Source organism: uncultured Brachyspira sp. (genome assembly GCF_944388875.1).
In the GTDB taxonomy this organism is placed as follows: domain Bacteria; phylum Spirochaetota; class Brachyspiria; order Brachyspirales; family Brachyspiraceae; genus Brachyspira.
The window spans coordinates 26280-35693 of sequence record NZ_CALXKQ010000028.1 but is presented as its reverse complement, the minus strand read 5'-3'; the positions used below and the strand labels follow the sequence as shown (position 1 = coordinate 35693).

At 28.7% G+C, this 9414-nt stretch carries 11 protein-coding genes and 1 pseudogene; 9 read left to right on the top strand and 3 right to left on the bottom strand.

Annotated features, from left to right (window positions below):
- The 9 genes and pseudogenes from Q0J69_RS12550 to Q0J69_RS12510 form a co-directional block, all read left to right on the top strand.
- A pseudogene (locus Q0J69_RS12550) lies at positions 1–344 on the top strand (ATPase); the annotation flags it as partial.
- A gap of 201 nt (positions 345–545) precedes the next feature.
- Positions 546–1001 (top strand): ankyrin repeat domain-containing protein, encoded by a 456-nt coding sequence (locus tag Q0J69_RS12545; RefSeq protein ID WP_297208080.1) that lies wholly within the window; start codon positions 546–548, stop codon positions 999–1001.
- 38 nt (positions 1002–1039) lie between these two features.
- Positions 1040–1480 (top strand): ankyrin repeat domain-containing protein, encoded by a 441-nt coding sequence (locus Q0J69_RS12540; RefSeq protein WP_297208078.1) that lies wholly within the window; start codon positions 1040–1042, stop codon positions 1478–1480.
- Positions 1481–1516: 36 nt separating this feature from the next.
- Positions 1517–1957, top strand: a complete 441-nt coding sequence (locus Q0J69_RS12535; RefSeq protein ID WP_297208076.1) for an ankyrin repeat domain-containing protein — start codon at positions 1517–1519, stop codon at positions 1955–1957.
- Positions 1958–2083: 126 nt separating this feature from the next.
- Positions 2084–2584 (top strand): META domain-containing protein, encoded by a 501-nt coding sequence (locus Q0J69_RS12530; protein WP_297208074.1) that lies wholly within the window; start codon positions 2084–2086, stop codon positions 2582–2584.
- Positions 2585–2750: 166 nt separating this feature from the next.
- Complete coding sequence (locus Q0J69_RS12525) at positions 2751–3341, top strand: hypothetical protein (protein ID WP_297208073.1); 591 nt, start codon at positions 2751–2753, stop codon at positions 3339–3341.
- A 29-nt stretch (positions 3342–3370) separates the two neighbouring features.
- Positions 3371–4744: a hypothetical protein gene (locus Q0J69_RS12520; protein WP_297208071.1), complete on the top strand. Its 1374-nt coding sequence runs from the start codon at positions 3371–3373 to the stop codon at positions 4742–4744.
- A gap of 100 nt (positions 4745–4844) precedes the next feature.
- Entirely contained in the window at positions 4845–5420 is a 576-nt protein-coding gene (locus tag Q0J69_RS12515) for a peptidylprolyl isomerase (RefSeq protein WP_297208069.1), read from the top strand.
- Positions 5421–5430: 10 nt separating this feature from the next.
- The gene (locus Q0J69_RS12510; RefSeq protein WP_297208067.1) at positions 5431–5922 is read left to right on the top strand and encodes a peptidylprolyl isomerase; all 492 of its coding nucleotides are present in this window, start codon (positions 5431–5433) and stop codon (positions 5920–5922) included.
- Between the two features lie 80 nt (positions 5923–6002).
- Here the strand turns inward: Q0J69_RS12510 and pnp are convergent, their stop codons facing one another.
- From pnp to Q0J69_RS12495, 3 genes are all read right to left on the bottom strand, one after another.
- Positions 6003–8156, bottom strand: coding sequence for a polyribonucleotide nucleotidyltransferase (gene pnp, locus Q0J69_RS12505; RefSeq protein WP_297208065.1), 2154 nt, complete (start codon positions 8154–8156; stop codon positions 6003–6005).
- Positions 8157–8227: 71 nt separating this feature from the next.
- Positions 8228–8497: a 30S ribosomal protein S15 gene (gene rpsO / locus Q0J69_RS12500; RefSeq protein WP_297208064.1), complete on the bottom strand. Its 270-nt coding sequence runs from the start codon at positions 8495–8497 to the stop codon at positions 8228–8230.
- Positions 8464–9399, bottom strand: coding sequence for a bifunctional riboflavin kinase/FAD synthetase (locus tag Q0J69_RS12495; RefSeq protein WP_297208063.1), 936 nt, complete (start codon positions 9397–9399; stop codon positions 8464–8466). The genes rpsO and Q0J69_RS12495 overlap by 34 nt, the downstream gene beginning before the upstream one ends.
- Positions 9400–9414 lie beyond the last annotated feature (15 nt).

Below are 9414 nucleotides of genomic sequence, written 5' to 3'. Positions count from 1 at the left end.
AGTTAATAGGAGGTAATGAAATTATGAGTAAAGTAATAGATAAATATAAAAGATTTGTAGCAGATGAAAAAGAGATGTCAGCCTATAATGAGAGAGATACTTTTCTTTACGGACAAGCTGTAATGCTTCAGTATGAAAGAGAGGAAGGCTTCAAACAAGGTATGGAAAAAGGTATAGAAAAAGGAAGACAGGAAGGTATAGAAAAAGGAAGACAGGAAGGTATAGAAAAAGGCATAAAAGAAAATCAAATATTAACAGCAAAAAATATGAAAAATAAAAATATGGATTTAAACCTCATAAGTGAATTGACAGGTTTAAGCATAAAAGAAATAGAAAATTTATAATAATATATCAATATATTTTTTATTTAGAAAAACATAGTATATTTATTTTTAAACATCCTATAAATCATTTTTTATAAAATTAGTTTACATAAAGAATAAAAAGTGTAAATTTATATAAATTTTATTTACAAAAAATTGACAATCTTCTGCATATTTATTATACTATTCTTGACAGATAAAATAATAAGCTATGGAGATTTTATGAATATTTTTAAAATTAAAATGCTGATATTTTCTATTTTTTTAACACTTTTAGTTTATAGTAATGCATTTTCAAAAAGTGATATACCTATTGTTGATGCTGCTGGAAAGGGTGACATAAATAAAGTGAGAACTCTTATAAAAGAAGGAGCTAATATTAATCAGCAGGATAGAGCTGGGGAGAATGCATTAATAGAAGCTGCAGAAGGCGGACATATAAAGATTGTAGAATTGCTTATAGAAAATAGAGTAAATTTAAATCTTAAAAGTAAATGGGGAAGAACAGCTTTGATGCGAGCGTCTTCAAAAGGCTATACAAATATAGTAAGAGTTTTAATAGATGCAGGAGCAGATGTTAATATTAAAGACAACAGAGGAAGAACAGCATTAACTTATGCCAATCAGAAAGGACATCAGAATATAGTAAAAATTTTGAAATCTGCAGGTGCTAAATAAAATTAATTAGATAAAAATTTTTTAAGGAGATATATTTTATGAAAAAAATTATAATTTTAATTTTTATAATGGTTTTTGGTTTATCTTTATTTTCTCAGCAAAAAAGAAATCCTTTAATGGATGCTTTGGAGAAGAAAGATACTAAAAAAGCCATAGAATTAATAAACTCAGGAGCTGACCTTAATGTAAGAGATAGACGAGGTGAAACTCCATTGATAGAAGCCGCAGAAGAAGGGTTGCCTGAAGTTGTAAAATTACTTATAAGCAAAAAAGTTAATTTAAATGATGTTAATAATAATAAAAGAACGGCTTTAATGAGAGCTTCTACAAGAGGATATTATGATATAGTTAAATTATTGATTGATGCAGGAGCTAATATAAATATGAAAGATAAATACGGTAAAACGGCATTAAGTTATGCTAATCAAAGGGGACATCAGAATATAGTAAAAATTTTAAAATCCGCAGGTGCTAAATAGAATTAATTATATAAATTTTTTAAGGAGATATATTTTATGAAAAAAATTATAGTTTTAATTTTTATAATGGCTTTTAGTTTATCCTTATTTTCTCAGCAGAAAAGAACTCCATTAATGGATGCTTTAGAAAAAAGAGATACAAGAAGAGCTATAGAAATTATTAATTCTGGTGCTGAGCTTAATACAAAAGACAGAATGGGAGAAACACCTCTGATAGAAGCATCTGAAGAGGGACTTACAGAGGTTGTTGATCTTTTAGTAAAAAAAGGAGACAATTTGAATATCGGTAATGTTAGAAATAGAACTGCTTTAATATGTGCTTCTTTAAGAGGTTATTCAAAGATAGTAAGCATATTAGTTGATGCTGGTGCTGATTTAAATATTAAAGATAAATATGGAAAAAGTGCTTTAACTTATGCAGTTCAAAGAGGGCATAAAGATATCGTAGAAATATTAAAAAAAGCAGGTGCAAAATAATTTTTAATAAAAAATAAAAAAATTGTAAAAAAAATTAGTTTTTTTGTAAATATTACTGTTTATAACATTGATAAAAAGAATAATTATAATATAATTTTCATAAAATTTTATTTTGGGGAAAATGATATGAAAAAATTATTGTCTTTGGTTCTTATTGTAATGGGAACTATATTTGCAGTGTCATGCGGTAACAATGCACAATCAACAGATACTGCTTCAAATGCCGCAGATACTAATGCTTCTATATCAGCAGTTACAGTAACAGTAACTGATTTAGTAGGAAAAGAATATGCACTTACTAATATGTATGAAGGAAAAGAAGTAACTATAGCTTTTCCAGAAACTAATATGGTAGGAGGAAAATCAGCTCTCAATAGTTATATGAGTGAGTTTTCTTTAGACGGTGATAAAATTGTATTTACTGCATTAGCTTCTACTAAAATGGCTGGACCTGAAGAAGATATGGCAGTAGAAAATGAATATTTACAAATATTAAATGGTGCTGATACAATTTCTTTGAATGGAGATGTATTAACTATAACTACAGCTTCAGGTACAAATTTGATTTATACTTATAAAGGTGAAGTTGCTGCTGCAGATACTAATCAAACAGCTACAAATAATTAATATTATTTGATTTTGAATTATCAAGACAAGATAATATATATTTTATTATCTTGTCTTTTTTATTTTAAATATAATTTTTTTAATTACTATTGACTTTTATATTTAGTAGTATAATATTGAGGTATATTATTATCATATTATGTTTATAAAATAGTTTGGAGTAATTATGCAATTAATAAAATATGTTTCAACATTATCATTAAGTTTATTTTTTATAATATCATGCTCTGGTACTACAATGCCCTTAAAAGAATATAAGGATGCCACAGCATTAAGAGATAAAACAATTAAGTATGATTTGCAAAACTATTCCAAAGAACAGTTCGATATAGCAGAAGCAAATTATTCTGAAGCTATAATACTTATAGATGAAGATAAAGAGCCAGAAAAGGTAAAAGAACTTCTTACAGCAGCATCAAATTCTTATCAAACAGTATTAAATGAAGGGCTTCCTCAATATGCTGAAGTTCTAAAACAGGAAACAACATTAGAAAGAGAATATTCTAAAGATATAAAAGCCTATAGAGTAGATAAAGATAATTATGAGTTTGCTGAATTAAATTATTTAAATGCATTGTCTGCTTTAAGTACAAATAATTATGAAGAGGCAGTTAATTGTTTCTTAAATGTAAAAAAATATCATCATAAAGCATATTTTACAACTAAACAAAGATATGATGAAAGTGCTAAAGCTTTAAAAGAGGCTGAAGCAAAAATGCAGGAATTGGATGAATTAAGAAAATCATCTCAAAAATAACAATTTTATAGAAATTGGGAGCTTATAAAATGAAAAAAGGATTATTTTTATTTATTACTTTGTATTTATCATGTTTCTTATACGGACAGGATACTAATAATATTTCTGAAACTGATGATTATAAATTGGCACAAAGATATAGAGAAATGGCTATAGAAGCACATGAGGCAGGTGATTATAATAAGAGTATAGAATATTCTCAATTAAGTAAAGAATATTCTGATAAAATTATATCTAGATATGGTTTTTATCAATATGTATTAAATAGTCAGAAAGATGCTGAGAAAAAATTAAGTTTATTTAAGGGAGTAGGCGGAGATAGTAATGAATTGACTACAACATTGTATGGATTATCAGTAAATGATATTAATTCAGCAAATAATATGTTTAAAACAGCTACAAATGGTGTTGATTATACAAATACTATGCTTGAATATAATAAATCTGCAGATAAATCTGAATTAGGATATAATGTTTTATCTATAGATTTAAGAAGAGAATATTTAATGCAGGAATCAGTATTAACTAACGGAGATAATAATGATTTGCAAATCACATCTTTAAGAGATGATTCAAAAAAATTACTCAGTGACGGAGATTATACTAATTCTTTAACAAGTTCAAGAGATGCTATGGCTATTCTTGATAAATTAGAAGCTCCTTTAGCTTATGCAAAAGCTCAGGAAGCTATGGAGAAAGCTAGAAAAGACGGCTTAAATGAAAAAGACCCTAATCTTTATAATGAACTTTCTAATTCATTGGCATCAGCATCTAAAACTTTATCTGAAAATAAATATTCTGAATCTTTAATGCATTCTAAAAATGTTACTGATTTGGTAAATTTAATGGAAAATAATGCCTTAGCTATGAACGGTAATAATAATACTGATAATAACAATATTAACGGAGGAAATACAGATAATAACGGCAATAATGCTGATAATATGGATAATAATAACTATATTTATGACGGCAATTTCCCTCAATATTATGTTGTTCAGTTAAGAAAAGCTAATACAGATTCATTATGGCTTATAGCTTCTTATGATTTCATATACGGTGATGGAAATTTTTGGAGAAAAATATATGAAGCTAATAAGGATCAAATAAAAGACCCTAATATAATCACTGACGGACAGATACTTCTTATACCTAGTCTTAAAGGTGAAACTAGAGAGGGAACTTATGATCCTAATAAAAAATATGATAATATTAACAATATAACAGCTAAAGAAAATACATCAGCATCTGATAATAATGAAGCAATGACTGATGAAAATGAAGCAGCAGCTGATAATGAAGCAATAACTGATGAAAATGAAGCAGCAGCTGATAATGAAGTAATAACTGATGAAGAAACTCCAGCTGATAATGAAATGATGACTGATGAAGAAACAGAATAATTGTTATTTATAAATAAATTTTTTACTAAATAATTACGAATATTAATTTATATGGTTATATATAAAAAATAAAATAATTTAAGAGGTGGTATATTATTTAATGTTAAAAAAAGGAAAAATAGTTTTAATAGTTGTAATAACAATAGCTGTATTTGCTGCAGTATTGATAGCACAAAAGCCTAAAGCTTCAAAGGAACATTTATTCATTGAAACAAATTTCGGTACTATAGAAATAGCTTTCTTTCCTGATAAAGCTCCAAAACATGTTGAAGCTATTAAAAAATTAGCTAATGAAGGTTTCTATAATGGTACTCTTTTTCATAGAGTAATACCTGGGTTTATGATTCAGGGCGGAGATCCTTTAAGTAAGCAGCCTAATAGATCTTTGCATGGAACAGGAGGACCTAATTTTGTTATACCTGCAGAGTTTAATGATGTTTCTCATAAAAGAGGTATATGTTCTATGGCTAGAGGTCAAAGTGTAAATAGTGCGGGTTCTCAGTTCTTTATTTGTGTAGCTGATTCAACTTTTTTAGATGGTCAGTATACAGTTTGGGGAGAGGTTGTTAATGGTATGGATGTTGCTGATAAGATAGTGGCATTAAAAAGAGATGCTAATGATAATCCTCTTGAGCCTGCTAGAATGAATAGAGTTTATGTAAAAACAGTTAATTAAGGATAAAAAAATGAAAGAACATTTATTTATTGAAACAGATTATGGTACTATAGAAATAGAGTTCTATGAAAAATTAGCACCAAAACATGTTGAAGCTATTAAAAAATTAGCTAATGAAGGTTTTTATGACGGAATTAGATTTCATAGAGTAATACCTAGATTCATGATACAAGGTGGAGATCCTGTAAGTAAAGACGCTACAAAAAGGCATTTACATGGAACAGGAGGTCCTGGATTTAATATTCCTGCTGAGTTTAGTAATGCTCATCATAAAAGAGGAATATGCTCTATGGCTAGAAGTCAGCATCCTGATAGTGCTGGTTCTCAATTTTTTATTTGTGTGGCTGATGCACCTCATTTAGACGGTGAATATACTATTTGGGGAGAGGTTGTTAATGGTATGGATGTTGCTGATAAGATAGTGGCATTAAAAAGAGATCATAATGATAATCCTATTGAAAATTCTACTATGAATAAAGTGTATGTAAAAGAAGTAGAATAATAAAAAGCAAACATTAATACAATAAAAAAACGAGTCTTTATTTAAGGCTCGTTTTTATTTTTATCTTATAATAATCTTAATTAATATCTTTTCTTTCTATTATCATGTCTTTTTTCTCTTCTTCCGCTGTTGTTATGTTCTTCTTCAACGTAATCTGCAGGTTTTTCAAGCAATGCTTTTCTGCTTAATGAATACTTTCCGCCTTTTACATCTATAATTTTTACTTTAACTTCATCTCCAATCTTCAAAACCTCTTCTACATTCATAACATGTTTATAAGCAAGTTCAGATATATGACAAAGCCCTTCAATACCAGGCAGTATCTCTATGAAAGCACCAAAGTCTTTAATATCTTTTACTACACCGTCATAAACTTCTCCAATCTCAGGGTCTTTAACATAAGAATTGATAAGTTTTATAGTTTTATCCAATGTAGGAGTATCAGGGGAAAATATATTTACAATACCGCTGTCCTGTATTTCTACATCACTTCCCGTTTCTTCTATAATAGCCTTGATATTTTTTCCTCCAGGTCCTATTAATATTCTGATTTTTTCAGGATTTACTTCCATAGTTTTGTATTTAGGAGCAAAATCAGATACTTCTCCTGCATTTGATATTGTAGCATCAATTTTATCAAGTATAAAATATCTAGCTTTTTTAGCCTGTTCTAAAGCCTCTTTTAATATCTGAGCAGATATTCCTGTAAGTTTAATATCAAGCTGAAAAGCAGTAATGCCTTTGCGTGTGCCTGCAACTTTAAAGTCCATATCACCTAAATGATCTTCAACACCTTGTATATCTGTAAGTATTTTATATCCGTCTTTATAAGTAGCAAGCCCCATAGCAATACCAGCAACACTTGCATTGAGAGGAACGCCTGCAGAAAGTAAAGACATAGTAGAAGCACAAATAGTAGCCATAGATGAAGAACCATTGCTTTCTAATATTTCAGCGACAACTCTTATAGTATAAGGGAATTTATCTTTGGAAGGAAGTACAGCATTAAATGAACGTTCTGCCAAATTACCATGTCCTATTTCCCTTCTTCCTGGAGCACCATAACGTCCTACTTCTCCTACAGAAAATGGAGGGAAATTATAATGAAGCATGAAAGTTTTATTTTCTTTACCGTATATATCATCCATTAGCTGAGCATCTTTTTCACTTCCCAATGTAACTATAGATAAACATTGAGTTTGTCCGCGAGTAAAAAGTCCAGAACCATGTACTCTAGGAATTAAATTTATCATAGTGCTTATTGGTCTTATTTCATCTAAAGCCCTGCCGTCAGGACGCATTTCTTTTTCTACTATAGCTTCTCTTACTATTTCTTCTTCTATAGAATGACATATTCCTTTAACCTGTGCTATTAGTTTTTCATCTTCAGTTTGAGTTTTTATGTATTCTTCTATTTCATTAAAAGCATTATCCATACTTTCATTTCTTTTAGTTTTATCAGGATTATAATTAGCTGATTCTATCTTTTCTCTTCCATATTCTGTAACCATTTTTACTAAATCAGCATCATATTCAAATAATTCCTGTTCTATTTTTTCTGTTCCGCAAAGAGAAGCCATTTCATTTTGCATATCTATATACTTCTGCATCTCTTTATGTGCAAGTTCTATAGCCCCAATGAAAACTTCCTCAGAAACTTCTCTAGCTTCTCCTTCTATCATCAAAATAGCATCCTTACTTCCAGCAACAATAATATCAAGTTCGCTTGAAAGAAGTTCGCTGTTTTTAGGATTTATTATGTACTCTCCGTTTTTATATCCTATTCTAACAGCAGCTACAGGTCCTCCGAAAGGTATCCAAGATATAGTAAGTGCTGCACTTGAAGCTATCAAAGCCAAAGCATCAGTAGGCATATCCGAATCAACTGAGAGAACAGTTGGTATTATTTGAACTTCATTTCTAAAACCTTCTGGGAATAAAGGTCTTAAAGGTCTGTCTATAATACGTGATATAAGTATTTCTTTATCTCTAGGTTTAGCCTCTCTTTTAAAAAAACCGCCCGGAATTTTACCTCCTGCATAATACTTCTCATTGTAATTAACTGTTAGAGGAAAGAAGTCAGATTCTAGATTAGGTTCTTTAGCAGCAACTACAGTAGCAAGTATTGTAGTATTTCCAAGTCTTAAAGTTACAGAACCATGAGCCTGCTTAGCTAAAAGTCCTGTTTCTAATATTAATTCCTCTCCGCAAAAAACACTCTTAACTGTGACCATATTATACTCCTTTATAGCTGAAAAAAATACCAAGAGGGTATTAAATTTTATAGCTTGTCACTTTTTCCTAATTATTTTCTTAATTTTAATTTCTGTATAAGATTTTTATAAGCTTCTATATCAGTTTTTCTCAAATAGTTAAGAAGTTTTCTTCTTTTAGCTACCATTTTAAGAAGTCCCATTCTAGAATGATTATCTTTAGTATGAGTTTGAAAATGACCTTTCAAATAAGTTATACGATTAGTTAAAAGTGCTACTTGTACTTCTGTAGAACCTGTATCCTTATCATTTTTACCAAACTCTTTGATTATTTTTGCTTTTTCGTCTGCTGTGATAGACATTTTTTTGTTCTCCTTTTGAAATATTTTCTTATCTTTTTTTCATCATTTTCTAATAATTTTTTTACTTCATCTATAGAATTAACTTTTATATTATCTCTTATATATTTGAGTAATACAACAGTTATTTTTTTACCATATATCATTTTTGAAAAATCCAATATATGACTTTCTACTCTAAGCTCTTTATTAATATTGCTTATTCCAATAAAAGTAAGAGCTTCATAAATTTTATCTGTATTACCTATTTTGACAGTTGAGCTGTAAACTCCCATTTTAGGTATAAATATATTTTTAGGTATTTCCAAATTAGCTGTAGGATATCCTATTCTTCTTCCTAAAGCATTGCCATGAACTACCAAACCACTCATAGAATATTCTCTTCCAAGCATTTTATTTACATCTGTCATATTGCCGTTGGATAAACATTCTCTTATATGAGAACTGGATACTTTATCCCCTTTATAGTTAAGAAATTTTATAAAACTTACACCAATACCGCATTCTTTAGAATATCTTTCTATAAAATCTCTATCCCCAATTCTGTCTTTTCCAAAAGCAAAATCAACACCTACTGCAATATGCTTCATACGATAATATTCTATTAATTTATTAAAGAACTCTTTAGCTTCCATTGTATAAAATTCTGGTAAAAAGTCAATAACAATTATGTAGTTAATACCTAATGACTTTATAAAAGAATTATTTTCTTCTGTATTATATATTGATATGTTTTTTTTCTTTATTACTATTGCTATAGAAATTAAATTATTTTTCTTTGCGTAATCTACAGTATACTTTATAAGTTTTTGATGTCCTCTATGAACACTGTCAAATTTTCCTATCGTTATAATACTATCTTTTTTTAAATCTATTTTGCAAAAATCATTTATAACCTGATTCATTTTAGTATTTTATTT

Excerpts from the sequence above, each read along its gene's own strand:
- Q0J69_RS12530 (WP_297208074.1), top strand. The coding sequence starts at position 2,084 with ATGAAAAAATTATTGTCTTTGGTTCTTATTGTAATGGGAACTATATTT.
- Q0J69_RS12540 (WP_297208078.1), top strand. The coding sequence starts at position 1,040 with ATGAAAAAAATTATAATTTTAATTTTTATAATGGTTTTTGGTTTATCT.
- Q0J69_RS12495 (WP_297208063.1), bottom strand. The coding sequence starts at position 9,399 with ATGAATCAGGTTATAAATGATTTTTGCAAAATAGATTTAAAAAAAGAT.
- Q0J69_RS12515 (WP_297208069.1), top strand. The coding sequence starts at position 4,845 with ATGTTAAAAAAAGGAAAAATAGTTTTAATAGTTGTAATAACAATAGCT.
- Q0J69_RS12525 (WP_297208073.1), top strand. The coding sequence starts at position 2,751 with ATGCAATTAATAAAATATGTTTCAACATTATCATTAAGTTTATTTTTT.
- Q0J69_RS12510 (WP_297208067.1), top strand. The coding sequence starts at position 5,431 with ATGAAAGAACATTTATTTATTGAAACAGATTATGGTACTATAGAAATA.
- pnp (WP_297208065.1), bottom strand. The coding sequence starts at position 8,156 with ATGGTCACAGTTAAGAGTGTTTTTTGCGGAGAGGAATTAATATTAGAA.
- Q0J69_RS12520 (WP_297208071.1), top strand. The coding sequence starts at position 3,371 with ATGAAAAAAGGATTATTTTTATTTATTACTTTGTATTTATCATGTTTC.
- Q0J69_RS12545 (WP_297208080.1), top strand. The coding sequence starts at position 546 with ATGAATATTTTTAAAATTAAAATGCTGATATTTTCTATTTTTTTAACA.
- rpsO (WP_297208064.1), bottom strand. The coding sequence starts at position 8,497 with ATGTCTATCACAGCAGACGAAAAAGCAAAAATAATCAAAGAGTTTGGT.
- Q0J69_RS12535 (WP_297208076.1), top strand. The coding sequence starts at position 1,517 with ATGAAAAAAATTATAGTTTTAATTTTTATAATGGCTTTTAGTTTATCC.